Annotated in this window: 32 protein-coding genes; 15 read left to right on the top strand and 17 right to left on the bottom strand. The window is 64.4% G+C overall.

The genetic code is table 11. From position 1 onward, the window contains the following. Nucleotides 1-53: 53 nt before the first annotated feature. The 4 genes from G6P99_RS21770 (at nt 54) to G6P99_RS21755 (ending at nt 5,196) form a co-directional block, all read left to right on the top strand. Nucleotides 54-1,145: a hypothetical protein gene (locus G6P99_RS21770; RefSeq protein WP_029082237.1), complete on the top strand. Its 1,092-nt coding sequence runs from the start codon at nt 54-56 to the stop codon at nt 1,143-1,145. Between the two features lie 127 nt (nt 1,146-1,272). Further along, nucleotides 1,273-4,047, top strand: coding sequence for a xanthine dehydrogenase family protein molybdopterin-binding subunit (locus G6P99_RS21765; RefSeq protein WP_029082238.1), 2,775 nt, complete (start codon nt 1,273-1,275; stop codon nt 4,045-4,047). Continuing rightward, nucleotides 4,044-4,568 carry a (2Fe-2S)-binding protein gene (locus G6P99_RS21760; RefSeq protein ID WP_029082239.1) on the top strand — a complete coding sequence of 175 codons (525 nt, stop codon included), beginning with the start codon at nt 4,044-4,046 and terminating at the stop codon, nt 4,566-4,568. Before G6P99_RS21765 ends, G6P99_RS21760 begins: the two co-directional genes overlap by 4 nt. A 10-nt stretch (nt 4,569-4,578) precedes the next feature. Next, complete coding sequence (locus tag G6P99_RS21755) at nt 4,579-5,196, top strand: hypothetical protein (protein WP_029082240.1); 618 nt, start codon at nt 4,579-4,581, stop codon at nt 5,194-5,196. A 1-nt stretch (nt 5,197) separates the two neighbouring features. On the opposite strand, the gene G6P99_RS21750 is transcribed toward G6P99_RS21755, so the two are convergent. The 5 genes from G6P99_RS21750 to G6P99_RS21730 all read right to left on the bottom strand — a co-directional run bounded on the left by G6P99_RS21750 (nt 5,198) and on the right by G6P99_RS21730 (nt 9,468). Continuing rightward, nucleotides 5,198-5,914, bottom strand: a complete 717-nt coding sequence (locus tag G6P99_RS21750) for an antibiotic biosynthesis monooxygenase family protein (protein WP_245284734.1) — start codon at nt 5,912-5,914, stop codon at nt 5,198-5,200. 74 nt (nt 5,915-5,988) lie between these two features. Further along, nucleotides 5,989-6,807, bottom strand: coding sequence for a tetratricopeptide repeat protein (locus G6P99_RS21745; protein WP_035977230.1), 819 nt, complete (start codon nt 6,805-6,807; stop codon nt 5,989-5,991). Between the two features lie 32 nt (nt 6,808-6,839). After that, nucleotides 6,840-7,526, bottom strand: a complete 687-nt coding sequence (locus G6P99_RS21740; protein ID WP_029082243.1) for a substrate-binding domain-containing protein — start codon at nt 7,524-7,526, stop codon at nt 6,840-6,842. Between the two features lie 5 nt (nt 7,527-7,531). Then, nucleotides 7,532-8,236, bottom strand: a complete 705-nt coding sequence (locus G6P99_RS21735; RefSeq protein WP_029082244.1) for a hypothetical protein — start codon at nt 8,234-8,236, stop codon at nt 7,532-7,534. A gap of 197 nt (nt 8,237-8,433) precedes the next feature. Further along, complete coding sequence (locus G6P99_RS21730) at nt 8,434-9,468, bottom strand: glutamine synthetase beta-grasp domain-containing protein (RefSeq protein ID WP_029082245.1); 1,035 nt, start codon at nt 9,466-9,468, stop codon at nt 8,434-8,436. A gap of 542 nt (nt 9,469-10,010) precedes the next feature. On the opposite strand from G6P99_RS21730, the gene G6P99_RS21725 reads away from it, so the two are divergent. Then, nucleotides 10,011-10,223 carry a DUF2735 domain-containing protein gene (locus tag G6P99_RS21725; RefSeq protein WP_035977231.1) on the top strand — a complete coding sequence of 71 codons (213 nt, stop codon included), beginning with the start codon at nt 10,011-10,013 and terminating at the stop codon, nt 10,221-10,223. Between the two features lie 90 nt (nt 10,224-10,313). Here the strand turns inward: G6P99_RS21725 and G6P99_RS21720 are convergent, their stop codons facing one another. Next, nucleotides 10,314-10,625, bottom strand: coding sequence for an MliC family protein (locus G6P99_RS21720; RefSeq protein ID WP_029082247.1), 312 nt, complete (start codon nt 10,623-10,625; stop codon nt 10,314-10,316). Between the two features lie 113 nt (nt 10,626-10,738). Here G6P99_RS21720 and G6P99_RS21715 point away from each other — a divergent pair, with 113 nt between their 5' ends. Next, a complete protein-coding gene (locus G6P99_RS21715; protein ID WP_165123410.1) occupies nt 10,739-11,482 on the top strand; it encodes a tyrosine-protein phosphatase in 744 nt (247 codons plus the stop codon). A gap of 112 nt (nt 11,483-11,594) precedes the next feature. On the opposite strand, the gene G6P99_RS21710 is transcribed toward G6P99_RS21715, so the two are convergent. Both G6P99_RS21710 and G6P99_RS21705 read right to left on the bottom strand, forming a co-directional pair. Beyond that, nucleotides 11,595-11,801: a hypothetical protein gene (locus tag G6P99_RS21710; RefSeq protein ID WP_029082249.1), complete on the bottom strand. Its 207-nt coding sequence runs from the start codon at nt 11,799-11,801 to the stop codon at nt 11,595-11,597. Nucleotides 11,802-11,921: 120 nt separating this feature from the next. Further along, nucleotides 11,922-12,617, bottom strand: coding sequence for an SGNH/GDSL hydrolase family protein (locus tag G6P99_RS21705; protein WP_165123408.1), 696 nt, complete (start codon nt 12,615-12,617; stop codon nt 11,922-11,924). A 125-nt stretch (nt 12,618-12,742) separates the two neighbouring features. On the opposite strand from G6P99_RS21705, the gene fabG reads away from it, so the two are divergent. Beyond that, nucleotides 12,743-13,423 carry a 3-oxoacyl-ACP reductase FabG gene (gene fabG / locus G6P99_RS21700; RefSeq protein WP_029082250.1) on the top strand — a complete coding sequence of 227 codons (681 nt, stop codon included), beginning with the start codon at nt 12,743-12,745 and terminating at the stop codon, nt 13,421-13,423. A gap of 25 nt (nt 13,424-13,448) precedes the next feature. On the opposite strand, the gene G6P99_RS21695 is transcribed toward fabG, so the two are convergent. Then, on the bottom strand, nt 13,449-14,648 hold the full coding sequence (locus tag G6P99_RS21695) for a GNAT family N-acetyltransferase (protein WP_165123406.1): 1,200 nt from the start codon (nt 14,646-14,648) through the stop codon (nt 13,449-13,451). A gap of 204 nt (nt 14,649-14,852) precedes the next feature. Continuing rightward, nucleotides 14,853-15,197 carry a GrlR family regulatory protein gene (locus tag G6P99_RS21690; protein WP_165123404.1) on the bottom strand — a complete coding sequence of 115 codons (345 nt, stop codon included), beginning with the start codon at nt 15,195-15,197 and terminating at the stop codon, nt 14,853-14,855. 142 nt (nt 15,198-15,339) lie between these two features. Here G6P99_RS21690 and G6P99_RS21685 point away from each other — a divergent pair, with 142 nt between their 5' ends. The 3 genes from G6P99_RS21685 (at nt 15,340) to G6P99_RS21675 (ending at nt 16,738) form a co-directional block, all read left to right on the top strand. Further along, a complete protein-coding gene (locus G6P99_RS21685; protein ID WP_029082252.1) occupies nt 15,340-16,023 on the top strand; it encodes a DUF2161 domain-containing phosphodiesterase in 684 nt (227 codons plus the stop codon). Nucleotides 16,024-16,039: 16 nt separating this feature from the next. Then, entirely contained in the window at nt 16,040-16,339 is a 300-nt protein-coding gene (locus tag G6P99_RS21680; protein ID WP_029082253.1) for a putative quinol monooxygenase, read from the top strand. Between the two features lie 90 nt (nt 16,340-16,429). After that, the gene (locus G6P99_RS21675) at nt 16,430-16,738 is read left to right on the top strand and encodes a hypothetical protein (RefSeq protein WP_029082254.1); all 309 of its coding nucleotides are present in this window, start codon (nt 16,430-16,432) and stop codon (nt 16,736-16,738) included. A gap of 81 nt (nt 16,739-16,819) precedes the next feature. Here the strand turns inward: G6P99_RS21675 and G6P99_RS21670 are convergent, their stop codons facing one another. Then, nucleotides 16,820-17,443 carry a GNAT family N-acetyltransferase gene (locus G6P99_RS21670; protein ID WP_029082255.1) on the bottom strand — a complete coding sequence of 208 codons (624 nt, stop codon included), beginning with the start codon at nt 17,441-17,443 and terminating at the stop codon, nt 16,820-16,822. A gap of 139 nt (nt 17,444-17,582) precedes the next feature. Further along, the gene (locus tag G6P99_RS21665) at nt 17,583-17,981 is read right to left on the bottom strand and encodes a PaaI family thioesterase (protein ID WP_029082256.1); all 399 of its coding nucleotides are present in this window, start codon (nt 17,979-17,981) and stop codon (nt 17,583-17,585) included. 184 nt (nt 17,982-18,165) lie between these two features. Between G6P99_RS21665 and G6P99_RS21660 the strand changes: the two genes are divergently transcribed. Beyond that, on the top strand, nt 18,166-18,951 hold the full coding sequence (locus G6P99_RS21660) for a cobalamin-binding protein (protein ID WP_029082257.1): 786 nt from the start codon (nt 18,166-18,168) through the stop codon (nt 18,949-18,951). Between the two features lie 180 nt (nt 18,952-19,131). On the opposite strand, the gene G6P99_RS21655 is transcribed toward G6P99_RS21660, so the two are convergent. Continuing rightward, nucleotides 19,132-20,409, bottom strand: a complete 1,278-nt coding sequence (locus tag G6P99_RS21655; RefSeq protein ID WP_029082258.1) for an ArgE/DapE family deacylase — start codon at nt 20,407-20,409, stop codon at nt 19,132-19,134. A 54-nt stretch (nt 20,410-20,463) separates the two neighbouring features. Further along, on the bottom strand, nt 20,464-21,156 hold the full coding sequence (locus G6P99_RS21650) for a pyridoxamine 5'-phosphate oxidase family protein (protein ID WP_414645597.1): 693 nt from the start codon (nt 21,154-21,156) through the stop codon (nt 20,464-20,466). 104 nt (nt 21,157-21,260) lie between these two features. On the opposite strand from G6P99_RS21650, the gene G6P99_RS21645 reads away from it, so the two are divergent. Genes G6P99_RS21645 through G6P99_RS21635 form a run of 3 tightly spaced genes read left to right on the top strand, consistent with a single transcriptional unit; the run spans nt 21,261 to nt 23,258 of the window. Further along, nucleotides 21,261-22,802: a PLP-dependent aminotransferase family protein gene (locus G6P99_RS21645; protein WP_029082260.1), complete on the top strand. Its 1,542-nt coding sequence runs from the start codon at nt 21,261-21,263 to the stop codon at nt 22,800-22,802. Between the two features lie 46 nt (nt 22,803-22,848). Continuing rightward, complete coding sequence (locus tag G6P99_RS21640) at nt 22,849-23,001, top strand: hypothetical protein (protein ID WP_165123400.1); 153 nt, start codon at nt 22,849-22,851, stop codon at nt 22,999-23,001. Nucleotides 23,002-23,012: 11 nt separating this feature from the next. After that, nucleotides 23,013-23,258: a DUF6719 family protein gene (locus tag G6P99_RS21635; protein ID WP_035977234.1), complete on the top strand. Its 246-nt coding sequence runs from the start codon at nt 23,013-23,015 to the stop codon at nt 23,256-23,258. A gap of 53 nt (nt 23,259-23,311) precedes the next feature. On the opposite strand, the gene G6P99_RS21630 is transcribed toward G6P99_RS21635, so the two are convergent. Together G6P99_RS21630 and G6P99_RS21625 are read right to left on the bottom strand one after the other, a co-directional pair. Then, nucleotides 23,312-23,707: a hypothetical protein gene (locus G6P99_RS21630; RefSeq protein WP_029082262.1), complete on the bottom strand. Its 396-nt coding sequence runs from the start codon at nt 23,705-23,707 to the stop codon at nt 23,312-23,314. A gap of 39 nt (nt 23,708-23,746) precedes the next feature. Continuing rightward, entirely contained in the window at nt 23,747-23,905 is a 159-nt protein-coding gene (locus tag G6P99_RS21625; protein ID WP_165123398.1) for a hypothetical protein, read from the bottom strand. Between the two features lie 461 nt (nt 23,906-24,366). Here G6P99_RS21625 and G6P99_RS21620 point away from each other — a divergent pair, with 461 nt between their 5' ends. Beyond that, nucleotides 24,367-24,594 (top strand): hypothetical protein, encoded by a 228-nt coding sequence (locus G6P99_RS21620; RefSeq protein WP_029082263.1) that lies wholly within the window; start codon nt 24,367-24,369, stop codon nt 24,592-24,594. A 71-nt stretch (nt 24,595-24,665) separates the two neighbouring features. Here G6P99_RS21620 and G6P99_RS21615 read toward each other — a convergent pair whose 3' ends face one another. Then, nucleotides 24,666-25,223, bottom strand: a complete 558-nt coding sequence (locus G6P99_RS21615) for a CreA family protein (protein WP_029082264.1) — start codon at nt 25,221-25,223, stop codon at nt 24,666-24,668. Between the last annotated feature and the right edge of the window lie 15 nt (nt 25,224-25,238).

Here is a 25,238-nt window from a genome sequence, read left to right as displayed (position 1 = left end):
CGCGCGGCCGCACCCGGCCCTCGGCATTGGCTGGAGGCATCGAGGAGCATCACATGACCCGTCGCCTTCGCCTGGCTGCCGCCCTGGCACTGCTGCTCGGCAGCGGCGGTACCGCCCTCGCCCAGTCGTTGCCGGACTACATGGGGCCGATCTCGGGCAAGACCTCGTCGACGCCGGCCGATGTCGCCACCAAGGATGTGCTGGCGCTCAACACCGGCATGTTCGAGCTCTATGGCGATGCGGCGCGGATCTTCCAGAAGAACATCCTCGACAAACACCCGGTGATCCTCGGCCTATTCTCCGGTGCCGGCGGGCGCCTGATCCTCTACCGGCCGGGCAAGCCGCCGACCGAGGCGCCGCAGGTGCCGATCGTCTACCAGTTGCTCAAATCGGTCGGCCACAGCACGATGGCGCTGGCCGAGGTGGTCGGCCCCTATGTCGACAATCCCGACGACAAGGCGTGGCGCGGGTCGATGCAGGCCTATCGCAGCCGGATGCAGTCGGCGCTCGACGGGCTCGACGCGACGCCGATGCAGGCCGACTGGCGCGACAACAACCGCACCATCCTGCAGAACAACATCGCCTTCATGGATGATTGCCTCACAGCCGGCGTCATCCCCTTCGCCAAGCTCGAGGCGTTCGGCAAGAAGCAGGCCCCCTTCCTCGCCAAGAACGTCGCCTGGGCCGCGCAGACCCAGGTCGCGCACTGGATGACCGTGATGGCCGACTGGAAGACCCAGCTCGGCGCCGATTGGGACAAGACCTACGGTGCGAGCAACACGATCTATGTGGCGCGGCAGAACAACGTGATCTTCAGCGTGCTGGCGCAGTTCTTCGGGCCTGACGCCATCAACAGCCGCCTGATGCTGATCGAGACGATCTCCTTCACCACGACGCCGTCGGACATGCTGGAGTCGCTGACCCGGATCATCGCCGACCGCTCGGTCGGCGCGTTGTTCTTCGGCAGCTACCATTTGATGGACTACGAATTGATGGGCGGCGACGCGCGCGAGGCGATCATCGCCGAGACCAAGAAGCGCGGCATGACGACGTTCCTGCCGCCATTGGTGCCATTCGGTTCCAAGCAATGGCCGACCCTGATCACGCCGGGTCCGGGACCGGCAACGATCGCCGACCTCAAGTGAGGCCGCGACTACGACCTATTGCGGCGTTGCGAATGCGCACGCTTTGCCGCAATACTTTTGCGTGTGCTACGCCAAACGATAAACCCCGGCGCGACGCGCCCACGAAGCGTTGATGAGAGATCAGACCATGCGGCCTTCGCGACGCGAATTCGTGAAGTGGTTGTCGGCCGGCGGTATCTCGGTCAGCCTGTCGCATCTGGCGCTTGCCAAGGAACCGGCCTTCGCGACCCGCGAGACGCTTCCCGGGCGCGGACATTTCAACCCGGCGGCGAAGGCCGCCGGCCGCGTCGACGGCGTGGCCAAGGTCACCGGCGCCAAGCTCTATGCCTCGGACTTTCGCGCCATCGACATGCCGGGTTGGCCCACGACCACCTCGCACGCCATTCTGGTCCGCGCCGATGACGCGACGCATGTCTATGCCGGCATGGATCTCGCTCGCCTCGATGGTCCGCTGAAGCCGTCGGTTATCGTGACCGCAGCCGATCTCGACCGCATCGGCACGCGGGTGCCGGAGTTCTACACCGGCGACCTGTTCTGCCCCGTCGGCAAGACGCCGCTCTATCTCGGACAGCCGGTCGCGCTGTTGATCTTCGAGCGGTTCGACACCTTCGACCGGGCGCGCCTCGCGCTGCGTGACGGCGGCTTCGTCCGGTTCGGCGACGAGACCGGACCGGTCGTCATCCCGAATTACGGCGCGTATCGCTTCACGCGGGTGGCCGGCGCCACGCCTGACGCGCCCGACGTCTATTCGCCGATCCTGGCCGGCTGGGTCTCGCCGAGCCGGATCCAGAACGCGGCGCTGCCGGTCTGGCTGCCGCTCGCCAAGGAGACCAAAGCCGACTACGCCAAGGCCGCAACCCATGGCGAAGCGATCCGCGCCCAGCTCGCCAAGGACGATCCGGCGCAGCTCGTGCTCGACCGCGAGTTCGAGACCCAGTCGGTCGATCCGATGTTCCTGGAACCGGAGAGCGGGCTCGCCTGGTACAGCGACAAGGGCGGCAATCTCGAACTGGTGCTCGGCGTGCAGTCGCCCTATGAGGCGACCGAGTCGATCGCCTTCATGCTCGGCAAGGCCCGTCCGCCCTTCAGGCCCTCGCACATCAACGCACAGTTCGCCCATGTCGGCGGCGGCTTCGGCGGCCGCGACCACACCCCGTTCGTGCTTTACGTGGCGCTGGCGGCAATGTTCTTCCCGGGACGGCCGGTGCGGCTGGCGCATGACCGCTACCAGCAATTCCAGGGCGGGATCAAACGCCATCCGATCAAGATGCGCTCGCGGATCGGCATCGATCGCGCCAGTGGCAAGATCACGGCGTTCGCCGCCGACCATGTGCTCGACGGCGGCGGGCTCGCCAACTTCTCCGCCAACGTCGCGACCGTCGCCGCCACCGCGGCAATCGGCGTCTACGACGTCCCGAAGGTGGACGTCACCACCGTGGCGCTGCATTCGCGCGGCGTGACCGCAGGCTCGATGCGCGGCTACGGCACGCTGCAGACCATGACCGCGCTCGAAGTCCTGATCGACGAGGCCGCGAGCGAACTCAAGGTCGATCCGATCGCATTCCGCCGCAACAATGCGCTGAAGCAGAACGGCCGGACCATGACCGGCAACCCCTACATCGTGTCGGTGCGCACGCCCGACATCCTCGACAAGCTCGAGAAGCATCCGATCTGGCAGCAGCGCGCGCAATTCAAGCAGACCGCATCCGAGGGACGGCTGATCGGCACCGGCGTCGCCTGCGTCACCAAGGACTACGGCGCGGGCGCGGATTGCTCGCTGGGCCGGGTCGAGATCGATCCCGAGGGACGGATCGCGATCTTCTGCGATCACGTCGAGATGGGCAACGGCATCGGCACCGCGCTTGCCAACCGGGTCGCGGGCCATCTCGGCGCCGTCGCCGACGAGGTCGCCGTCTCCCGGGTCGACAGCTACGACGCGCTCGGGCTCGTCACCTCGGGCGATCCCTACACGATGGATCAGAAGACCCAGGATCTCGCCGAGAAGAACCCGCGCTGGGTGCCGGCGATCAGTTCGGCGACCAGCGCCTCGATCGGCGCCCATGTCGGCACGCATTCGTCGGCCGAGGCGGGCCGCATCATCTTCCGCTTCGGCCTATGGCCGGCGGCGCTCGAGCTCTGGCAGATCGGCAAGGCCGATCCGCGCACCCGGCAATGGGACAAAGCGCGCTGGCGGGACGGGCAACTCGTGCTCGACGAGCTCGCGCCGCTGCCATTGCCAAAGCTTGCGGCGACCGCGCACACGCGCGGCTTCGTCACCGGCGCGGTGGCGCACAGCTTCTCGCGCTGGGCCTGGTCGCGCGCGCGCTTCCCGCTGTTCGGCGAGCAGTACCGCGCCGAGATCGACGCGCTGGCGATCCGCCGTGGCCGTAGCGGCTTCGAGCGGATCGACCGCGTCAGCGTGAAGTTCCCGCCGACCGACAACAACCGGATCGGCACCGCCTACACCTCGATGTGCGGCACGCTGGTGCGCGTCGAGATCGAGCGCGCGACCGGGAGCTTGCGCATCGCCAAGGCCTATAGCGTGTTCGAATGCGGCCAGGCGCTGGTGCCCGAAGTCGTGCTCGGCCAGTCGCATGGCGGCTTCGCGATGGGCGTCGGCTACGCGCTGCTCGAAACCCTGCCGCCGTTCGAAGGCGGCCCCGGCAACGGGCAGTGGAATCTCGGCCAGTATTTGATCGCGCGCGGCTCCGACCTGCCGCTGCACGATCTCGAGATCGAGATGCTGCCGCCGCTGACGCCGGACGAACCGCCCAAGGGCATGGCCGAGGTGGTGATGATCCCGATCGTGCCGGCGCTGCTCAACGCCATCAACGACGCCACCGGCCACCGCTTCCGCTCATTGCCGGTGACATCGAGCCTGCTCAAGGGAGCGCTTGCGTGACGACGCTCAACCTCACCATCAACGGCCACAAGCATGGACCGATCGAGGTCCGCGACGACCTCTCGATGAACGATTTCCTTCGGGAAATGCTCGGCATGACCGGCACCAAATTCGGCTGCGGCGCCGCGCAATGCCTGAGCTGCGCAGTCATCATCGATAATCCTGACGGCACCAGCTACACCAGCCCGACCTGCGTGGTGCCGGCGGCGAATTTCGACGGCAAGGCGATCCGCACGGTCGAGGGCCACGCCAGGGACGGCGAGCTCTCGGCGTTGCAGCGGGCCTTCATCGATCACTTCGCGTTCCAGTGCGGCTACTGCACGGCCGGCTTCCTCAACGAGGGCCAGGTTCTGCTCGAACGGCTGGCGAAGACGCCGGTGGCGCGGGACCAGCTCGAGACTGTGATTGCCGATGCGCTCGACGGCCATCTGTGCCGCTGCACCGGCTACATCAAATATCACCAGGCGGTGCGCGACGTGATCCTCGCCGATTCCAAACGCTATCTGACCGCCAACAAGTGAGCCGCGCGCGATGACATCGGACACGCGGTTTCGGATCATGGCCTTGCTGACCGCGCTCGCGACCAGCCTGTGCGCCGGCTACGCGGCATCGGAGAGCGCAAGCCACGCCCTCGCCTCACCGGAAAGCTTTGCCGCAATCGAGAATGCCGAGCAGCGCTCCGCGGCGATCTTCACCGAGCTCGGCAAGGTTCTGACCCATCCGCGCTGCACCAACTGCCACCCCGCCGGCGACAGTCCGCGGCAAGGCGACATCAGCCGCATGCACCAGCCGCCGGTCACGCGTGGCGCCGATGGCCACGGCGTCGAGACGATGCGCTGCTCGATCTGCCACCAGCACGCCAATTTCGAACCCGGGCGCGTGCCGGGTCACCCGGAATGGCATCTTGCGCCGCGCGAGATGGCATGGGCCGGCAAGACGGTCGGCGAGATCTGCGCTCAGATCAGGGATCCCGCGCGCAATGGCGGCCGCAAGGTCGAGGAGCTGATCGATCATATCGGCAAGGACACGCTGGTGGGCTGGGCCTGGCATCCCGGCTTCGGCCGCTCACCCGCACCGGGCACGCAGGCGCAGGCCGGCGCGCTGGTCGAAGCCTGGGTGAAGAGCGGCGCGGCCTGCCCCGCGCCGTGATCTACGGTCTCTCCACCGGCGGATAATACTGCGGCGCCTCAGCGCGCTCGTACATTCCGTAGTCGCGCATGACCTCGAAAATACGGAAGTATTCGGTCGTTGGATCGGCGAAGAGCTGTGCGCCGAAGTCCAGGCCGGATTGCTCATCCGGCAGATCGACGAGGTGCGCGAACCGGCCGTCGCGATACATGCTCCGGAAGGAATCCCGACGCCACTCGGTCGTTATCGGCAGCTCGGGATTGGTCGACTCCGACGCAATGACGTAGGTCGGGGGACGTCTTGCGGGGTCATTGTATGGCGTGCGTCGCTCGGGCTGCCAAATCGGGCGGTCCGGCCTTGCTTCATGGATCACCTGGGCGATGCGGATGCGGTAGTCGGAGAAGACATCCTCGCGGCCGATCTTCTGGACCGCATGATGGCCTGCATCCACGCGCCATGCGGTCATGGCGCCCTCGTCCTGCCAGATCTGATAGGACAGCAAAAGGTTCTTGCGGGTCAGGCTCTGGAAGCGATCGATGAAGAGACAGCCGCCCATGGCGTCAAGCGCAGGCCGCAGCGACGCCGCGAGGTCCATATAGCGGTTGATGTGTCCGTCCTTGATCTGGACTTCGAAGAACTGAGAAATCATCAATTGGTACCTCGGCGTCTCCGACGCAAACCTGCATTGCGGCCGACGTGAGAAGGGATGGCGTGAGAAGGCATCGCCTTCGAAGCGCATACTGATACCGGCCAAGTGTAGAATCAGAATGCGCCCGCAAGAAAGGGCCAGTTTCTTCTATTCCACGGGGCCACCTAGAAGCAGAGATTGGTCACGGCGTTGCCGCGCTTGTCCTTGATCACATAGGGACAGCGGGCACGCTCCAGCGCCTTCTTGGCATCCTCGTCGCCGAGCGCAGCCGCCCGCTCGTAATAGGCTTTTGCGGCATCACTGTCCTTCGGACCGCCGCGCCCGGCCTGCGCGAACGCCCCCATCCGCTCCAGCGCGCCTGGATGGTTCTGCGCCGCCGCCTTCTCGAACAGCGCGCGTGCGGCAGCGTCGTCCTGCACACCGCCCTTGCCCTCGGCCAGCATCATGCCGAGCTGGTACTGCGCCTCCGCATTGGTTTCGGCGGATCTGGCGAGCAATTCGCGGGCGCGTGCCGGGTCGGACGCGGTGCCGCCGCCGAGTGCAGCGAGATTGCTGACGCCGCGCGCGTTGCCGGCCTGCGCCGCACGCTCGAACAATTTGCGCGCCTGCGCCTCGTCCCTGGCGACGCCGGTGCCGTTGCCGTAGAGCACGCCGAGCTCGACCATTGCCGATGTCGAGCCCTTGTCGGCGGCCTTGCGCCAGGCGGCCATCGCTTCCGCCGTCTGCCGGTTGGCGGCATAGGCCCGGCCGAGCGCATACATCGCGCGGCGCGACGATTTTGCCGCCACCGCGCAATACTTGATCGCGGTCGCGATATCCGCCGACGCGATCTCGGCTACGCCCTTCACGTCGGCCGGCTTGTCGGGATCTGTGGGATCGGCGGCGAGCCGGTCGCACAGCACGAGGTCGGCCGATTGCGCGTGGGCCAGCGCAGGCGCGGCGAGTGCCGCGGCAAGAACGAATGCATGGAACAGTTTGAACATGGGCGGCAGGTTGCGTCGCGGTGCGGGCAAATTCAAGGCTCGAGCCCGGTCTCGCGCAACACCGACGCGACCGCAGGCGATGCGAGATACCGCAGCAGATGATCGGCGGCATCTGCGCGCGGCGACGCGGTCATGCGGCCGGCGGAAAACACCGCCGGTGTCTGCAAGTCCAGCGGAATCGGCCCGACGACCTCGATGCCGTCGATCTGCTTCAACTCGCTGATCTGCTGGATCGCAAGATCGGCTTCACCGCTGACGAGCTTTTCCGCGGTGAAGCCTGCGGGAATGATCACCGCACGCCCGTTGATTGCGGTGGCGATGCCGAGGCGCTCGATCAGCCGCGCGAACAGGATGCCGCTGGCGCCGAGCCGCGAATAGGCGACCGCCCGTGCACCGAGCAGCGTCGCACGCAGCGCGGCTTCGGTTGTGATGTCGGGATGCGCGGCGCTCGCCTTCACCGCAACGCCGACATAGGAGCGCGTGAGATCGACGGCGCTATCCCGCGCAACGCGGCCTTCGTCGATCATCTCGTCGAGGCCTTCCTTGGTCAAAATCACCAGATCAGCCGCCTCGCCGCCACGCAGGCGCTCGAGCAGCGCCAGCGTCGGCGCGAAATCGGCATCGATCGCAACACCGCTTGCCGCCTGATAGGCCGCGGCAAGCCGCGCGACCGCCCCCTTCAGCGCCAATGTCGAAAGCACGCGAACCGAATTGCCCATTCCGTTCATGCCCGCCGCATCAGCTTGAGCGTCGCCGTGAGGCGGAGGCTGCGCTTGCCGGCAAGCGCGGTCGCTTCGAGCACCGCGCCTTCCGCGTCGCAGGTGCCGGCGAAGCCGATCCCGACCTCGCGGCCGCCGAAGGTCGGATTCTCGCCCATCGCCGAGGTGTGTTCCTGATTGAGGATCTGGCCCTTCCAGCGGCCCTTCTCGGAGGTGTAGGTGCCGAGATAGTAGAAGAACGCGTCGCCGCCGAGGATGCGGCCGTTGTTCAGCAGCATCACGCCGGTCAGGCCGCCATCGACCCCATCGAGCAACTGGATGTGGATCGAATACAGCCCGTTGATGATGCCGCCCTCGCCGACCCCGCCGGCAATCGGGACTTCGTCGTCGGTGATCGGCGTCATCACCGACCGGAACGGCACGCCGGGCAATTCCCTCAGCTCGCCCTTGAAACGGTAGAGCTCACCGTCCGGCCAGCCTTTGGCGATCAGCGTCGCGTCGTCGGTGCCAGCCATCGCGCGGTAGTTCAGGTCGGGGTTGTGGCGGACAGTCTGGATCTCGACCGCGACCTCGTCGCCATCTTTCTCATAGGTGCCGATATGGGCAAACGCCGAATTGCCGCCGAGCATCCTGCCGTCGCCGACATACATCACGCTGCGGCCGACGGCGCCGCCCAGCTCGAACCGGACCTTGTAAAACCCTTCAAACAAGCGCCGTGTCCCCGGCCGCCAAAATACAATCGCTATCTAGCGCGGTTCATAACGCGGCGAAACCGCTTTCGGCGGCAAGCCGCCTGCAAATACTGTCGTTAAAAAAGCAAAGGTCCGCCAAGGCGCTGCCCTGGCGGACCCGATTGCGGTACCGGATGGCTCCATCCGGGTCCGATCGCTGCTTAGGCCGCGGCCACTTAAGCCGCAGCCTTGGCGCCGGTCGGAACCTCGGAGATCGTCTTCAGGATCTGCGAAGCGATCTGGTAGGGGTCGCCTTGCGAGTTCGGGCGGCGGTCTTCCAGATAGCCCTTGTAGCCATTGTTGACGAAGGAGTGCGGCACGCGGATCGAAGCACCACGGTCAGCCACGCCGTAGCTGAACTTGTTCCACGGCGCGGTCTCGTGCTTGCCGGTCAGACGCTTGTCGTTGTCCGGGCCGTAGACGGCGATGTGGTCCATCAGGTTCTTGTCGAAGGCCTTCATCAGGCTCTCGAAATATTCCTTGCCGCCGACTTCGCGCATGTACTTGGTTGAGAAGTTGGCGTGCATGCCCGAGCCGTTCCAGTCGGTGTCGCCGAGCGGCTTGCAGTGGAATTCGATATCGATGCCGTAGCTCTCGGTGAGACGCAGCATCAGATAGCGGGCCATCCACATCTGGTCAGCGGCGGTCTTGGAGCCCTTGCCGAAGATCTGGAATTCCCACTGCCCCTTGGCCACTTCGGCGTTGATGCCTTCGTGGTTGATGCCGGCGGCGAGGCAGAGGTTGAGGTGCTCTTCCACGATCTTGCGGGCGACGCTGCCGACGTTCGAATAGCCGACGCCGGTGTAGTACGGGCCCTGCGGCGCGGGATAGCCATCGGTCGGGAAGCCGAGCGGACGGCCGTCCTTGTAGAAGAAGTATTCCTGCTCGAAGCCGAACCAGGCACCTTCGTCGTCCAGGATGGTGGCGCGCTTGTTCGAGACGTGCGGGGTCTTGCCGTCGGGCATCATGACTTCGCACATCACCAGCACGCCGTTCTCGCGCGCGGCGTCGGGATAGCAGGCGACCGGCTTCAGCACGCAGTCAGAGCTGTGGCCTTCAGCCTGCTGGGTGGACGAACCGTCAAAGCCCCACAGCGGAAGCTGTTCGAGGGTCGGGAACGACGCGAATTCCTTGATCTGCGTCTTGCCGCGCAGGCTCGGCGTCGGCGTATATCCGTCGAGCCAGATATACTCGAGCTTGTACTTGGTCATTGAACCTCTCTGTTGATGATGCAAAACCGTGAGGAAACCGAAAGCCAGTCGGTCGCCGCACGCGTACCCGGCCACCATCGGCCGGCTCTTACTAAGCAATTAAAATGCCAGTCGCTGCACTGCGGGACCCACCCTGTTCGCGGATGTCCACAACGGACATCGCATTTTTAGCTGCGACATAGCAGCGCGGCAGGCATGCGCCACGGTCAGCCAAAATCTTCTTTTCGCGCGCCTCGCCGCCCGTTTCTGCAGCAAATTCGGCTACGGCACCGCCTGCCGATTAATGCAGCGGCAGCGCTGTATGACAGTTCGTGTCCGACCACCGGGCGCCCCGCAACCATCGCAATGGCCCAAGCGTTGATCAGCTGCCTCCTGCCTCGCAGGAGGCAAACCGGGATTTGCTCACAAATTAGACAGAGAATGACTATTTCTTAGTCAATTTGCGCCCCGCCAGGCCCGGGCCGATATCGAAAGCACGGTAACGACACGCGAATGAGTCGGGCGCACCATGGAGGCTCGCTGCGGCCAAAGGAGAGTTTGACATGATCACGACGGGCCAAAACCAAGGACAAATCCACGGATCGGCAACGATCTATCAATTCCCGGCGGGGGGCCGCGCGGCTCTCGGCGGACGCCGCCATGGCGAAGCGCTGACGGCGCGCGGACTTGCCAGCGAGGTAGAGACCTCGGCTTGCAGCGAGAGCTGGTACCATCAGGCGGCGATCGACGACGCCAAACCGAGCCGCGACCACTGATGTCGATCAGGCAGCGAGGCGTGACGCAGAAACGTCAGACAGCGTCAGAACAATAAGGAAGGGTCGGAACCAGGCGTTTCGGCCCTTTTTTCATGCCAGCTCACAGGCTGTCGCTGGCCGCTTGGCATGCCGGAGCCTGGCAAGCCCAGATCGGCTGATCTCGAGCGTGACGCCGCCGCCCTTGTAGCGTGTGCCCGTCAACGACAGGCGCTTGGTCAGCGTCACCGCCTTGCCGTCGAGCTGCAGATGCGCGCGCGTGTCCCCGGTGAAGAACCCCGCAACGAACTGTGTGCCGTCGGCACAGCGATAATTCCGGAAGGCGGACTGTGCCGATGCCGCCGAGGAACCGCAAACCTGCAAAAGAATTGCGCCGATGACAAAGGCGCCCACGCGATAAGTCATATTCTCCCCCTGACGGGCCGGTTATAGACCTGTCTGCGTCATTACTCCTGCGCCAAGACTCTTGCGCCAGGATTTTTTGCGCCAAGACCTCATCAGCTGCAACAGGCCCGCCAATGTCCGAAGCCCCCGCCCGTCATCTCAATCTCGCCGGCGCCAGCAATTTTCGCGACCTCGGCGGCTACCAGACGCGTGACGGGCGGACGGTGCGCTGGCGGCAGCTCTTCCGCTCCAACCATCTGGCGCATCTCACCGCGCAAGACGTCGCCGTGGTGCGCGCGCTTGGGGTCAAGAGCGCATTCGATTTTCGCGGCGTCGCCGAGCGAGCCGAGGCGCTGTGCGGCATGAGCGACGTCACCGTGCATTCGCTGCCGGTCGAGCCGACGGTGGTGGCCGCGCTGCGCGCGATCGCGAGCCACCGCCAGCTCTCGGAAGCCGATGCGATCGACGTGATGCGGGATTCCTACCGCGGCTATGTGCAGGACAACACGCCGCGCTATCGCACGCTGTTTGCCCATCTGCTGGAAGACCGCGCGCCGCTGGTGATCCACTGCACCGCTGGCAAGGATCGCACCGGCTTCGCCTGCGCGCTGATCCTGCACGCGCTCGGCGTGTCCGATCATGTGATCGCCGACGACTATCTCCTGACCAATCGGTTCTACAAGCGCGATCCGGCGCACAGCACCGAGCTGCCCGATGACGTCAAGCAGGTGCTCGGTACCGTGCGCGCTGCATTTCTGGAAGCTGCGTTCGAGGCGGTCGATGCCGATTACGGCAGCCTCGACGGCTATTTCCGCGAAGGCCTCGGGCTCGGCCAGGCCGAGCGCAAGGCGCTTGAAGGCCGCTATCTGCAGGCCTGATCAATTCGCCAGAGCGTTTTCGAGCGAAGTGGACACCGGTTCGCGTGAAGAAGAACGCGTCAAACAAGAATCTGGAGCTTCGGTTCTGATCCAATCAGAACCGAAAAAGGCTTTAGGCCGCCGCGGCCTCGAGCTCGAGCTCTGCATCGAGATCGGCGATCACATCCTCGAACGCCGAGATCGCCTGCTGGATCGCCGCGATCTGCATCAATTCCCAGCTGCTCACCGGCCCGTTACGGTTTTGCAGCGCCACCACGAGATCGCGCCGCTGCTCCTTAAGCTGAACAAGCGGTAAACCGTGATCCGGAAGATATCCCATAGAAAAACCCCTACCTTGGCTGGAGTTTCGCTTCTACGGGATAGGATTCTGCGAACGACTTACGGAACTGCCGCAAATTTTATCCAACCGGCCCTACTCCGTAGTCTTACGTAGTCAGCGTTACGCGATCGCTTCCGGCTTCAAGGCGTCGTCGATGGCGCCAAACAGCGACTGGGTTACGCAATTCGTCGCCCATTCGCTGGTGTGAAGCAGAAGCTGGCCGCCATCGTCGAGCTCGGTCAGGGGAATACCGGCGTCGACCCAACGCTTCATCAGCGCGAAACGGCTGAACAGGTTGACGCCCTTGTTCGACGTGACCTCGGTGATCATCGGCATGATGATGTTGGCGAGATTGAGCGCGGCTGGTGTTCCGACAACCGCCTGCGTGTACTGGGAATCCATCACGATGACGTCAAGCGGCAGCGCGGCGAGCACGTCGAGCCCGGCCTCCAGCGTAGCACGCACCTCGGCCGGATTGTAGCTCTTGTAGACGGCGTTGGTGCCGACCTGCCAGATCACCAGCACCGGCGCCTCGGTCGTGACGTCGGACTCGATGCGCGAATATTCCTCAGGCGCCTCCTGGCCGCCTACGCCACGGTTGATCACATCGATCATCCGGCCGAAGAAGCGTTGCCGCAGCAGCATTTCGAGCCGCGGCGGGAATGGCAGGATGTTGTCCGCGCCCGCCGTCGACGACGATCCGAGCGCCACCACCTTGATCTTGCGTTGATGCCGCAGCGCTTCCGCGAAATGCGGCAACGGATGTCCGAACTTGACGAGTTCGAGGTGGGTTTCGCATGGCCTGGGTGTCGGCATCGCAAACATCCTTGAGGTGAATGAACTGATGAATGCGCGCAGTAGGAGGCGGAATTGGCGGCATTGCAAATGAATTCCGCCTGATCATAGTGGGCAGCAGCCTGCTCGCGCATACGGAGACCGCCATGAACGGAAAAGCCATCGTCATCACCGGCGCACTTGGCGCACTTGGCAAAGTGGTCACCGAGGAGGCCCTGGCGCGCGGCGCGCGCGTCGCCGGGATCGATCATGCAGCCTCAACGCTTGCGGCGACCGCCGACCGCATCGAGCTTGGCGGTGTCGACCTCACCGATCCCGCGCAGGCGAAGGCTGCCATCGACAAGGCGGCCGCGCATTTCGGCCGGCTCGACGGGCTGATCAACATCGCCGGCGGCTTCACCTTCGAGGCGGTGAGCGACGGTGATCCCGCGACCTGGCAGCGCATGTACGCCATGAATGTGATGACCGCGCTCAACACATCGCGCGCCGCCATCCCACATCTCAGCAAGTCGGGCGCCGGACGCATCATCAATATCGGCGCGCTGGGCGCGTTGCAGGCGGCTGCCGGCATGGGCCCCTATGCCGCATCGAAGGCCGGCGTGCATCGCCTGACGGAGTCGCTCGCCGCCGAACTCAAGGGCAAGGTCACGGTCAACGCCGTGCTGCCCTCGATCATCGATACCGCGGCCAATCGCGCCGCGATGCCGAAGGCCGATATCTCCAAATGGGTGACACCGAAGGAACTCGCTGACGTCATCCTGTTCCTCGCCAGCGACGCCGCAAGCGCCGTCACCGGCGCGCTGCTGCCGGTGAACGGGCGGGTTTAGGCCAGTCGTTACCGTATCGGATCGGCTACCAGAGATCGCGATAGTTCGCGAATCTTCGCAGCGTCTTGTCATAGCGGGCCGGGACGATCCAGGGCAGCAGCAGCCTGAAAATAGCGTTCAGGAGCGGGGAGCGGAGCCGCACATAGAGGTCGAGCGGATCGAGGTCATGCCGCATCCGGAATTTCGGTTCGTAGCTGAGACCGGTGCTTCGAAGCCACTTATAACCCTTGGCCATCGCCCAATTCATCATGTCGCGAATGGTGTAGTAGTAAAGATGGAGGTCGAGGGCGACGGCATAGTCCAGGCCGACATACTCCCAGAACAGGCTGTCGCCTTCGACCATGCAGAGGCTGAAGGCGACCACGTTCGCGCCCCGGCGCCAGATGAAGAACCGGGTCTTGTCCTTCATATCGCTGCCGAGCCGGCGGAGATAATCGGCCGTCAGTTTCTCGAAACGGAATTTCGAACGGTCGAAGACCTGCAGATAAAGCGGATGGATCTCATCGATAGCATCCCTTGCGTCATCGGTGACAGTGAGGACAATGGTGTCGCCGTCGGTTGCCTTGAATTTCTTGCGGAGCTGCCACCGCGCCGATCGCGGCAGCGCGTTTTGCATGTAGGCATCGAAATCGTCGTGCTCGATATTGAGCGCCGTCATCGGCATGCTCGGCGCACGGGCGAAACCGCACCGCACGAAACAATTGAGCACCGGCCGATAGCGCGCTGGGAATTCCTTCAAGACGATGAGCTGCGCTTGGCACGATTTTGCTAGATTGACGATCTCGCCGCAAAGGATCTCCGCCATCTCGCCTGACGGCACCGTGTCGGATGCAGCGAGGTGTCCCTCTCCGGCGAAGCATCCCACCATCAAAGTGCGCATCTTGAGAAACCGCGGCGCGAAGCGTCGGATGCGCGCCAGCCACGTCTGCCATTCCGCGCCAAGTCCTTCGAGAAAGTCCTGGTCGAGAAGAAAAAACGGCTGGACGGCTTGGATGTACCCTGCCCGGTCGATGATCGCGAAGTAGCGGTACTCGACGCGGTCGCGAAGCGTATCCTCCAGGATTTCGTAATACCGGTGATCCTTGCGCAGGTCTGCGAAGGTGGCAGCCCAGGCGGGGCAATCGGCGATTTCGCCGCGCGTCATGATCTTCACGCTAAACCGCGCTGTCGCAGCCGCCGCGTCGCCTTCACTTGGTGTAGCAGTCAGGCTGACTGAGTCTGACATCACGCCTTGCCCCTGTGATGCTTAACTTCCAAGTCCGGTTTGGAACTTAATTCATTTGGCTTGGGGGCCCTGTGCCATTGGAGCAACAAACAGCAACATTTCAACGGCGGCGAGCAGCGGACAAGCCGCATTCGAGCGTGGCGAGAGAGCGGCCCGTCGATCGCGCGCGACCTCGACTTTATAGAGCCAGGTCGGCATTACGCGTCAGTCGGCAACCAATAGCCGCAGCTTCGACCTGAAACGGATGCTCTGCTTGCCGGCGAGCGCCATGCCGTTACCCTCGGCGGTCTCGTCGGTGTAGGTGCCGGTGAATCCAATGGTGACCACCTTGCGTTCCCACACCGGGCGCTCGCCATAGGTCGGCGAATGCTCCTCGTTGGTGACCTCGCCCTTCCACTTGCCATCGGCCGCGGTGTAGTTGCCATAGGCATAGAAGAACGAGTCGCCGCCGCGCATCTGGCCGTCGCGCAGCACCATGACGCCCTGGTTGCCGCCAGAGACGCCGTCGAGAAATTCGACGGTGATGTGATAGAGCCCGTTCCGGATCATGAAAATTGCCGCGCCTTGTCCCGGCCTCACAATAGCCGCTGGGGCGGGCTTTGAGCAAATTACGTCCGCGGCGGCAGCGGTCTTTCCGGGCTATGCTGCTGCGAATTGAGTCGCGGCCGAACCGCCGCCGGAGCCGTGCCCGTTGGAAACTGCGCTTTATCAGCCCGTCAAACGCTTCCTCGAAAAGCTCGGCTTCACGGTGAAGGGCGAGATCGGCGGCTGCGATCTCGTGGCGCTGAGCGGCGACGATCCGCCTGTCGTCGTGATCGGTGAACTCAAGCTCGCCTTCAATCTCGAACTGATCCTGCAGGCGGTCGACCGTGCCGCCGCCGCCGACGAGGTCTGGATCGCGGCAAAGGTCTCGGCCCGCGGCAAGGGCCGCGAGAGCGATGCGCGTTATCGCAATCTGTGCCGGCGGCTCGGCTTCGGCATGCTCGGCATCACCGACCGCGGCGACGTCGAGGTGCTGGTGCCGCCGCCGACCGCGGCCATCAGGCGCAATCCGAAGAAGCGCTCGCGCCTGATCACCGAGCACCGGAAGCGCAAAGGCGATCCCGCCATGGGCGGTTCGACGCGCGCGCCGATCATGACCGCCTACCGGCAGCAGGCGCTGGCCTGCGCCTGTGCGCTGTCGGATGGGCCACGGCGGGTGCGCGATTTGCGCGCCGATATTCCCGACGCCGGCAAGATCCTGCAGCATAATGTCTATGGCTGGTTCGATCGCGCCGAGCGCGGCATCTATCTGCTGACCGATGCCGGCCGTGCCGCGCTGAAGCGCTGGCCGCAACAACCGATCACTGCGTCAGGGGCGGAAGCCGCCCCGTAAAGCATTGGGGGACATCATGATTGTCGTCACCGGCAGCGTCACCGCCCGCCCCGACACGTTCGATGAGGTGCGGCGCCTCAGCCTCGAGCATGTCCATCGCTCGCGCACCGAGCCCGGCTGCATCTCGCACGCGGTGCATGTCGACTGCGAAGATCCGCTCAAGCTGGTGTTTTTCGAGCAATGGGCCGATCGCGCCGCGCTGGCGACGCATTTTGCGGTCCCGGCCTCCCGTGACTTCGTCCGGTCGCTGCAATCTCTTGCGGCGGCTGCGACCACGATCGAACTTTATGACGCTCACAAAATTGAGAGACTCTAGCTGCATGGCTGGATTGCCATCTCACATTAATATTGCAATGCAACATTAGGGCCCTTACGTATCTCCCGCGATTCAAGGGACGAGGCGGCGATGAGCGGAGACTGGAACACCAAATACGGCACAAGGCGCGTGCGGCATGATCCGCCGACCCTGGAGGAGGCAATCTTCGCGGCCATCGGCATCACCGATGACGTGGAGGCCCAGGCCGAGATCGCGTCGTCCCTGATGGGACTGCCCTATGACGAGGTGCTGGCCGAGGTGAAGAAGACCGCGCGCGTCAGCGCCCGTACCGGTACGGCAACCCGCGTGATCGCCGGCGAACAGGGCGCGCAGCGCTCCATCGTGGTCGAGCGCCGCGTGGTCCGCCGCTTTGCGACCGACAAGCGCACCGGCACCTGAAAAACAACATTCGTTTGCTCAAAGAAAAAGGGCAATCCGCTGAGCGGATTGCCCTTTTCGCGTTTGATCCGGGATATCGGCTCAGGCCGCCCGGCCCCAGCCGGAGATCTGCATCACCATCCGCCAATAGGCCCGGTTCATGTCGACGATCGCCTGCGCAGCCTCGACCGGCGTCATCACCGCAGCAGCCGGTGCCTGCTCGCCCTGGTGTTGCTCGGTCAGGTCGATGCTGCCGGTCGACTCGCCGTGGCGGAAGGTGAGCTGCGCACCGAACTTGGTGGCGAGCGCACGCATCGCGTCGTTCTGCGCACCGGTGGTGATGCGCAGGTTGGTGTAGCCCTTGGCATGCGCCTCGGCGATCAGCTTGCGGAATAGCGTGCTGCCGACACCCTTGCGCCGCACCGACCGCTCCACGCTGAAGGCGATCTCGGGCTGCGCGTCCGGTGACTGCTCCGGCGGATGCAACTCGGCCGCGCCGCGGACCACGCCATCCTCGAAATAGGCGATGATGATCGTGCCGTCGTTGGCGCAGCGCTCGGCATAGCGACGGATGAAGCTGTCGTCGATGAAGCCATGAAAGCGATCATGACGGCTGGTGCGATCCAGTCGCAGCAGGTGATCGCGCAGCAGAGGAAGCTCCTCCTGCTGGCTCAGCGTCCGCACGGTGCCCTTGGCAGACGTCGGACGGATGGAATCGTAGTTCATTTCATAACTCCTCTCGGTAGCCCTCGAGGAGGCGTCGACTCCCTAGCACCCCCATATTGTGCATCGCACCATATAATTCAAGTACTGAGATTCATTTAAGTAAACAATGATGTGATTGATAAATCACATTATCGCCCCATCATAATACCAGCTGCGTTTGGGTCACGACCGCGACCAGCTTGCCGTCCTCGGTCTCCAGCCTGGTCTGCCAGACCTGGGTCCGCCGGCCCCGGTGAACCGGTGTTGCCGTGGCGACCACGGTCATCCCCGCCTTGGCGCCGCCGATGAAGTTGGTCTTGCTCTCCAGCGTCGTGGTGCCCTTGGCGTCTTCAGGCAGGTTGATCACGGTGGCGGCGGCGCCGACCGAGTCCGCCAAGGCCATCACCGCCCCGCCGTGGATGGTGTGATGGAGGGTGCAGAGGTCCGGCCGCACCAGCATCTTCGCGACGACCCGATCCTGGCTGGCCTCGGTGAAGGTGACGCCCTTCAGTTCCGCGAACGGCATCTTCATCGACTGGATCTTTTCGAGCGGCGTCATGGGCACTCCCTGGCTTGTTCTTGCGGCGTCGGTCCGCGGGCAGAACCGCGCCTTCGGCCTTCTTCGAGGTTGGTGCCGGCATGATGGATTGCCTGACCGGGCCCGGCAATGACCTCCGAGGTAATGATGCGGATGACGTCATGGCATCAGTGACAATCGCGCGTCAGTCTGCATACCGTCCGCGATGCGCGACTTCCCTCCCCGCCGGATCGTCTGCCTGACCGAGGAGACGGTCGAAACGCTCTATTTGCTCGGCGAGCAGGACCTCATCGTCGGCGTCTCCGGCTATGCGGTGCGGCCGCCGCAGGTCCGCCGCGAGAAGCCGCGCGTGTCGGCCTTCATCTCCGCTGACATTCCAAAGATCCTGGCGCTCGACCCCGACCTCGTGCTCGCCTTCTCCGATTTGCAGGCCGACATCGTCGCCGATCTCGTGCGTGCCGGCGTCGCCGTGCATGTCTTCAACCAGCGCGACGTCGCCGGCATCCTCGCAATGATCCGCACCCTGGGCGCGATGGTCGGCGCCGCCGAGCGCGCCGGGCAGCTCGCGCAAAGCCTCGCAGGACGGCTGGACGCGATCGCGGCGACGCCGCGTCCGGCGCCGCGGCCAAAAGTCTATTTCGAGGAATGGGACGATCCCCTGATCAGCGGCATCGGCTGGGTGTCCGAGCTGATCGACATCGCCGGCGGCGCGGACGCGCTGCCGCATCTGCGCGCGCACAAGGCCGCCAAGGATCGCATCATCTCGCCTGATACCGTGCGCGAGGCGATGCCCGACGTGATCCTGGCGTCCTGGTGCGGCAAGAAGGTGGTGCCCGACCGCATCCGCAAACGCGACGGCTGGAGCGAGATTCCGGCCGTGCGCAACAACCGCATCGTCGAGATCAAGTCGCCGATCATCCTGCAGCCCGGCCCCGCCGCGCTGACCGACGGGCTCGATGCGATCGTGAAGGCGTTATGGCCGGAGCGTTGAATCTTCCAACGTCGTCCCGGCCGAGTGCGCGATTGCGCACGGAGCCGGGACCCATAACCACCAATCTTGATTGATGTACGGCGCTGCAATGACGAGTCCCGATCACAACATTCGCCGCGGAGTATGGGTCCCGGCTTTCGCCGGGACGACACTGAATTTGTTGAGGGGCGGAAACCGCGGCTAGGCCTTCTCCACGCCGCACCATTCCGCGATGAACAGCGCGGTGGCCTTGGTCGACTTCCGCAGCGAGTCCAGTTCGACATATTCGTTGAAGCCATGCATCGCCGCGCCATTGGCGCCGAAGCAGAGGCTCGGGATGTCATAGTTCAGGCCGTAGAAGCGCGTGTCGGTCAACGCGGTGAAGGCGCGATCTTCAACCGCGCCGCCATAGACCGTCTGATGCGCCCTCGCGAAGGCCGCTTCCGGCGCTTCGGAGTTCACGAGTTCATAGCCTTCCGACAGGAAGCCCGACCACTCCACCTGCGGCGGATTGTTGGAGAGGAACCGGTGGTCGCGCGCCGCGGCCGACACGCAGGCCAGAATCTCCTTCTGGCATTCGGCGATCGACCAGCCCGGCAGCACCGCGATGCGGCAGTCGACGTCGCACCAGGCCGGCACGCTGGAGGCCCAGTCGCCCCCCTTGATGATGCCGGGATTGAAGTTGATCGGATGATTGACGTCCTTGAAGTGGCGGTCGGCCTTGGCGCGCTCGTTCCAGGCGATCTCGAGCTTCTCCAGCGCATGCACCAGATGATACGCCGCCATGATCGCGTTCGAGCCGGCACCGGCCTCGAACACATGCACCGGGAAGCCGCGCACCTTCAACCGGAACCAGATCACGCCGACCTGCGAGCGGATCATCTTGCCGTTGGTCGGCTCGGGGATGAAGCAGGCATCGGCGCGATAGCCGCGCTGCAAGGTCGAGAGCGCGCCGACGCCGGTACTCTCCTCCTCGATCACCGACTGGAAGTGAATTCGCGCCGTCGGCTTCAGGCCGGCCTTCCTGATCGCATCCAGCGCATACAGCGCGCCGATGGTACCGGACTTCATGTCGCAGGCGCCGCGGCCGTACATCTTGCCGTCCTTGATCACGGGCGAGAACGGCGGCGTCTCCCACATCTCGAGCGGGCCGGTCGGCACCACGTCGCAGTGGCCCTGCACGATCAGCGATTTGCCGGCATTGGTCGCCGGGCGGTAGGTGCCGACCACCGTACGCGCCTTCGAGAAATCATGCTCGATCGGGCCGAAGCCGCGCAAATCCCGGAGCTCGTCGAGATTGATGTGCCAGTCGTCGACCTCGTAGCCGCGCTCGCGCAAGAGATCGCCGATCATGTCCTGGCACGGCCCCTCGGCGCCGCGGGTCGAGGGGATCGCGACAAAGGCCTGCGTCGTCGCAAGCTGCGCATCGAATCCCTCGTCAACGGCAGCAAGGATTCGTTGTTGCGTCTCGGCAGTCATGCGGCAACTCCATCGGGGAAATCAGACAGGTGAGCGCCGCACCGTAACCCGATTTCACTCCGCCTTGTATTGCGCAAAATAAGCATCCCGCAATGCATCTTCGAGCAGACGGCCTTCCGAATAGCCATCGAGTGTCGCAGGCCGCGACACGCCGTCGAGCAGCCGCGAACACGGCTCCGGCGCGCCGAGCACGGTGCGCACCGGAATGCGCTCGGCATAGATCGGCAACTCGTAATCCTCGTCGTCATCGGCAACGCCCTTGGCGCGAACCTTTGCCGAGGCCTCCTCGATCTCCATCGCGATGAACGAGGTCGCCTTGATCTCCTGCTTGCTGCTGGCGCGCAGGCTTGCGGTGCGTTCGGGAAAGAAGCGGTCGACCATCGCAACGATGGCGCGCTCCTTCTCTTGCGGGTCGGTGACGAGATAGGCTGAGCCGAACGCCATCACCGCGCGATAGTCGGCCGAATGATTGAAGCCGCAGCGCGCCAGCACCAGGCTGTCGAGATGGGCGACCGTCAGGCACACCCTCTGCCCTTTCGTCTGGTTCTCCAGCATCCGGCTCGCGCTCGAGCCGTGCCAGTAGAGTTTTGTGCCCTCGCGCCAGAAAAACGTCGGCGTGCAATAGGGCTGGCCGTCGATCACGTAGGAGACGTGGCACAGCATCGAGGCGTCCAGGATCTTGTGCACGGTTGCGTGGTCGTAGAAGCCGCGATCATGGCGGCGCTTCACCCGGTTGCGGGACGACATGGGGTAGGACGGAGTGGATGCGCCTTCGGTCACGGCGGTGCCTTTCGAAATTGGAAGTGTCGAGAGTTGTAGCGACCCATTTGGTCTGCGATAGTGCCAATTCCATGCGAAAAATTCCGACCAATTTGCGCAAGCCCAATTTATCAGAGCCTTGGCCGGCCAAGGCCGAGCTGCCGCTCGACCTCGCCGGCCCCCACGTCACGCAGGGCGCGGCCTCACAGCAGCGGCTCTATCAGGCGCTGTGCCACACGATCGTCGGCGGCCTGGTCAAGCCGGGCGAGCCGCTGCCGCCCTCGCGCACGCTGGCAAAACAGACCGGCTTCCGACGCAACGCCGTCACCACGGCCTATGAGCGGCTGATCGCCGACGGATTTGCGGTGGCAACCACGGGCTCCGGCACCTTCGTCGCCGCGCGCATCCCGGCGCAGGCCACCGCGCCGCGACGCGCGAAGATCGAGATCGAGCCGCCGCAGCACAACGCGCTGTCGCTCGGCTGCACCCATATCGACGAACGCGCGCTGCAGCGTTTCCGCGCCTTTGCCGGCCGCAGACTGCGCGCCTTCGGCTCCGAGCATCTGCACTATGGCGATCCCCGCGGTAGCAGCGAATTGCGCGCCGCCATATCAGATCATTTGCTGTCGGCGCGCGGACTGCGCTGCGATCCCGACCAGATCATGCTGGCGTCGGGCACGCTGCATGCGCTGCGCATCGTGCTCGGCGCGATCCTCAAGCCCGGCGATCAGGTCTGGTGCGAGGATCCCGGCTATCCGGCGGCGCGGCGCGCGATCGAGCATTGCGGCTATCGTCCGGTGTCGGTGCCCGTGGATGCCTCAGGCATGCGCGTCGACAAGGGCCGCGCATCGGCGCCGCAGGCACGCGCCGCCTATGTCACGCCGTCGCACCAGTTTCCGCTCGGCGTGCAGATGTCGATGCCGCGCCGGCTCGAGCTGCTCGACTGGGCCCGCGACGCCGGCGCCTTCGTGTTCGAGGACGATTACGACAGCGAGTTCCGCTATGACGGCGCGCCACTGTTGTCGCTCGCCGGCATCGATCATCTGCGCCGCGTGATCTACATGGGCACGTTTGCCAAGACGCTCTTTCCGGGCTTGCGGATCGGTTACTGCGCCCTGCCCGAAGCCCTGATCGGCCCGGTGACGGCGGCGCGCGCCGCGCTCGACCGCTTTCCCGCCACGTTGATGGAAGGCGCGGTTGCCGACATGCTGAACTCCGGCGCCTTCGCCGCCAATTTGCGCAAGTCGCGCAAACTCTATCGCGAGGCGCGCGACGTGCTGGCATCGACGCTCGAGAGCGCATCGGAGGGCGCGCTCACGGTTCCCGTGCCCTCGCAGGGCCTGCATCTCGTGGCCAGGCTCGATCCCGCGACCGATCCACTCATTGCCGCGGAGGCAAAAGCCGCCGCCGGCGTCGGCGGCTGGCTGCTCGCCGAGACCTATCATCGCGCGCGTCCATTGCCCGGCTTCGTGCTGGGATTTTCCGGTCATCCGGTTCCGCAACTCATCGCGTCGGCGGAACAGTTGGCGAAGGCAACGCTGATTGCGCTGCGCGCGACGCGCAAAGGACCAGTCAAGGGATCGATCAAGTCATCCGCCAAACCGCGGCGCGCTATGAGAATCGCAGCGACCTGACTAAGGTCGCGCGCGTTCAGTCAGTGCCAGCGTACGGAGATACCGGATGCCTGCCAATCGCAACGTCCTGTATCTCGTGATCGGCGGGTTGGTCCTGATCGTGGGCATGCTCGGCTACAATCTCTATCAGGCGAAGAAGCAGCCCGAAGGCCTGCAGATCAATGTCGGCCCCAATGGGGTCAAGATCCAGAACAAGTGAGGGAGGCCGCGATGCCGCGCATCGGATTCGTCGCGCTGATCGGCGCCGTCGTATGTGTCGCCCTGAGCGCCCCCGCCTCCGCGCAGCAGGCCTTGATGCGCGAGGGCGACATCGTCGACCTCCGGGTCGGTCAGCGCGTCCTGGTCGATGACGGCTCGTGCCCGGCCGGGCAGATCAAGCAGGTGATCGGCGCCAAGCTGAGCCAGAACGGCGTGGTTCGGACCCGCAGCTGCGTGCCGCGCCTCGCCAAAAAATAAAGCGCCCCGCTTCCGCGAGGCGCCTGCTTCTTCATTATTTGGCAACGCGCCGCTCAGTTCGAGATCGGCTCGAACATGCATTGCAGCGTCGGCTTGGCGATCTTGGTGAAGGTCGGGCCGATCTCGGCCTGCTTCGACGGCGGCACCCAATCGGTCTCGATCGTCGGCACGCCGGTCTCGCTGATCCCGCGCAGCAATGCCTGACGGAGGTCGGGATCATCCACCGTTGCTGCGGCGTGGTCGTGCAGGCAGCCGCAGACGGCTTCGGGGTGCGCCCAGCGGCCAAGCATGTGCGGCGCGCATTGGCGAACGAATTCGTCGCGCGGCTCAGTTACCCGGTACAGCGACCGGATCTGCATCGATTCGAGTGGAAGCTGGGATTGGGCCTGCGCGGAACCCGCTAGGACGAGCAATGCGAACATGGCGGCGGAACAGATACGGAGCAACATGAGTGGCCTTTATCGGCTGTTCTGTTTTTCGCGTCGCATTCAGTTGGCCTGCGCCATCATCATCGGGGCCACAGTGACCACCGGCGAGCCGTTATAGGAGAAGGTGCCGATGCCGGGCAAACCGCTGTCCGGGGAACCAGCCATCGACGAACCGGCCATCACGAAGACGAAGGCGAGAATCAGGCTGATGGTCCGCATGTGACAGTCTCCGTTATTCCGGCCGGCGTCCGCGCCGTTGTGTTGACGGTTTGATAACGAACTGCCGTTTCCGGAGTTCTGCGGAACAAGTCGAAAATGGTTTCATCAACGGGAGAATTGTTTCGTCGGCCGGCGATCGACGAAACATTGGCCGGAAAACATCAATATTTTCAGTGATGGAGCGGCGGCGGAGCGCGTGTTCAAGATTTCGCGCGCCGATGCCTGCCGTGGTACCCGCCTTGGCGCCTGTCCTTGGCACCTGTTTTGGCCGCAGCCGGGGCGATGGCCGATTCTGCGTGCAAATTGAGCGGGCTACCGCGCTTTCTTAACTTTCCTCTGCTGAGACAGGAAGCAGCACAGCAGGTCGGCGGTGAACCGGGCGACGGTCCAGCCGACTCATCTCGGCACCGTGCAACCATCTCCGTGGTGGCACGTTGTGGTGATCCCCTATCCAACGAAGGATGTCAGTCGTGGGCAATGGCAACATGGGCGTTGGCAATGAATCCGCGGCCACCAAATCCGGCCCGCAGAAGCAGATGACGGCCGCAATGTCGCAACAGGGTACCCACGTGATGGGCGACAATGAGTGCGCGCAGCAAAAGCTGGTTCGCCTCGTCGGCTGCCGCGACTCGAAGGTCAAGCCGGGCCTCAGCCTCGGCGCGAAGCAGTTCGGGCAAACCAACCGCTAGTTTACCCACCGCTTCAGCCGCACAGGCCAAGCCCATGCCAGGGCTATTGAATGAAGGCTACCGAACGAAGCCTATTGAATGAACTCGCCGCACTTCTGGATGGCGGCGTCGGTCGGGCCCCACGGCATGATCGGCACCGACGAGGTCGAGTTCTTCGGCGAGCCCTCGATCAGCCTGTCCGAATAGACCATGTAGACCAGCACGTTGCGCTTGGCGTCGCAGCCGCGCACGATCTGCATCTTCTTGAAGAACAGCGACCGGCGCTTGCTGAACATGTCGTCGCCCTGGCCGAGCTTGTTCTTGAAGCGGATCGGCCCGATCTGCCGGCAAGCCAGCGAGATATCGGAGACTTCCTCGGCAAGCCCAAGCCAGCCCTTGAAGCCGCCCTTCTCCGGCACCGTGAAGTGACAAGCGACACCTTCGACCTCGGGGTCGTCGACGCCGTAGGTCGCGAGCTTGTCGTTGGGGCTCATCAATTTGAACACCGTGGAGCGGCGAAAGATCAGGTCCGGCTCATCTGTCGCGGCCGCCGGACGGGCCAGCCCCAAACCCAGCACCATCAGCAGCATTGCGCACCCCCATCGAGACAACAGTCTCACGTCACACAAGCTCACACTTCTCGATGTCATTGAGGTCTCCGCGGG

Source organism: Bradyrhizobium sp. 6(2017) (assembly GCF_011058295.2).
Taxonomy (GTDB): Bacteria; Pseudomonadota; Alphaproteobacteria; order Rhizobiales; family Xanthobacteraceae; genus Bradyrhizobium; species Bradyrhizobium septentrionale.
The sequence above is the reverse complement of the archived record's forward strand: the minus strand, read 5'-3'. Positions and strand labels throughout refer to the sequence as shown.

What these genes read in the sequence shown, in the direction of transcription:
- G6P99_RS21755 (WP_029082240.1), top strand. Translation starts at nt 4,579, where the DNA reads ATGACATCGGACACGCGGTTTCGGATCATGGCCTTGCTGACCGCGCTC.
- G6P99_RS21705 (WP_165123408.1), bottom strand. Translation starts at nt 12,617, where the DNA reads ATGCCGACACCCAGGCCATGCGAAACCCACCTCGAACTCGTCAAGTTC.
- fabG (WP_029082250.1), top strand. Translation starts at nt 12,743, where the DNA reads ATGAACGGAAAAGCCATCGTCATCACCGGCGCACTTGGCGCACTTGGC.
- G6P99_RS21655 (WP_029082258.1), bottom strand. Translation starts at nt 20,409, where the DNA reads ATGACTGCCGAGACGCAACAACGAATCCTTGCTGCCGTTGACGAGGGA.
- G6P99_RS21715 (WP_165123410.1), top strand. Translation starts at nt 10,739, where the DNA reads ATGTCCGAAGCCCCCGCCCGTCATCTCAATCTCGCCGGCGCCAGCAAT.
- G6P99_RS21770 (WP_029082237.1), top strand. Translation starts at nt 54, where the DNA reads ATGACCCGTCGCCTTCGCCTGGCTGCCGCCCTGGCACTGCTGCTCGGC.
- G6P99_RS21730 (WP_029082245.1), bottom strand. Translation starts at nt 9,468, where the DNA reads ATGACCAAGTACAAGCTCGAGTATATCTGGCTCGACGGATATACGCCG.
- G6P99_RS21660 (WP_029082257.1), top strand. Translation starts at nt 18,166, where the DNA reads ATGCGCGACTTCCCTCCCCGCCGGATCGTCTGCCTGACCGAGGAGACG.
- G6P99_RS21635 (WP_035977234.1), top strand. Translation starts at nt 23,013, where the DNA reads ATGCCGCGCATCGGATTCGTCGCGCTGATCGGCGCCGTCGTATGTGTC.
- G6P99_RS21640 (WP_165123400.1), top strand. Translation starts at nt 22,849, where the DNA reads ATGCCTGCCAATCGCAACGTCCTGTATCTCGTGATCGGCGGGTTGGTC.
- G6P99_RS21750 (WP_245284734.1), bottom strand. Translation starts at nt 5,914, where the DNA reads ATGCGCTTCGAAGGCGATGCCTTCTCACGCCATCCCTTCTCACGTCGG.
- G6P99_RS21680 (WP_029082253.1), top strand. Translation starts at nt 16,040, where the DNA reads ATGATTGTCGTCACCGGCAGCGTCACCGCCCGCCCCGACACGTTCGAT.
- G6P99_RS21670 (WP_029082255.1), bottom strand. Translation starts at nt 17,443, where the DNA reads ATGAACTACGATTCCATCCGTCCGACGTCTGCCAAGGGCACCGTGCGG.
- G6P99_RS21690 (WP_165123404.1), bottom strand. Translation starts at nt 15,197, where the DNA reads ATGATCCGGAACGGGCTCTATCACATCACCGTCGAATTTCTCGACGGC.
- G6P99_RS21650 (WP_414645597.1), bottom strand. Translation starts at nt 21,156, where the DNA reads ATGTCGTCCCGCAACCGGGTGAAGCGCCGCCATGATCGCGGCTTCTAC.
- G6P99_RS21615 (WP_029082264.1), bottom strand. Translation starts at nt 25,223, where the DNA reads ATGACATCGAGAAGTGTGAGCTTGTGTGACGTGAGACTGTTGTCTCGA.
- G6P99_RS21745 (WP_035977230.1), bottom strand. Translation starts at nt 6,807, where the DNA reads ATGTTCAAACTGTTCCATGCATTCGTTCTTGCCGCGGCACTCGCCGCG.
- G6P99_RS21710 (WP_029082249.1), bottom strand. Translation starts at nt 11,801, where the DNA reads ATGGGATATCTTCCGGATCACGGTTTACCGCTTGTTCAGCTTAAGGAG.
- G6P99_RS21675 (WP_029082254.1), top strand. Translation starts at nt 16,430, where the DNA reads ATGAGCGGAGACTGGAACACCAAATACGGCACAAGGCGCGTGCGGCAT.
- G6P99_RS21720 (WP_029082247.1), bottom strand. Translation starts at nt 10,625, where the DNA reads ATGACTTATCGCGTGGGCGCCTTTGTCATCGGCGCAATTCTTTTGCAG.
- G6P99_RS21630 (WP_029082262.1), bottom strand. Translation starts at nt 23,707, where the DNA reads ATGTTGCTCCGTATCTGTTCCGCCGCCATGTTCGCATTGCTCGTCCTA.
- G6P99_RS21665 (WP_029082256.1), bottom strand. Translation starts at nt 17,981, where the DNA reads ATGACGCCGCTCGAAAAGATCCAGTCGATGAAGATGCCGTTCGCGGAA.
- G6P99_RS21645 (WP_029082260.1), top strand. Translation starts at nt 21,261, where the DNA reads ATGCGAAAAATTCCGACCAATTTGCGCAAGCCCAATTTATCAGAGCCT.
- G6P99_RS21725 (WP_035977231.1), top strand. Translation starts at nt 10,011, where the DNA reads ATGATCACGACGGGCCAAAACCAAGGACAAATCCACGGATCGGCAACG.
- G6P99_RS21740 (WP_029082243.1), bottom strand. Translation starts at nt 7,526, where the DNA reads ATGGGCAATTCGGTTCGCGTGCTTTCGACATTGGCGCTGAAGGGGGCG.
- G6P99_RS21620 (WP_029082263.1), top strand. Translation starts at nt 24,367, where the DNA reads ATGTCAGTCGTGGGCAATGGCAACATGGGCGTTGGCAATGAATCCGCG.
- G6P99_RS21695 (WP_165123406.1), bottom strand. Translation starts at nt 14,648, where the DNA reads ATGTCAGACTCAGTCAGCCTGACTGCTACACCAAGTGAAGGCGACGCG.
- G6P99_RS21765 (WP_029082238.1), top strand. Translation starts at nt 1,273, where the DNA reads ATGCGGCCTTCGCGACGCGAATTCGTGAAGTGGTTGTCGGCCGGCGGT.
- G6P99_RS21625 (WP_165123398.1), bottom strand. Translation starts at nt 23,905, where the DNA reads ATGCGGACCATCAGCCTGATTCTCGCCTTCGTCTTCGTGATGGCCGGT.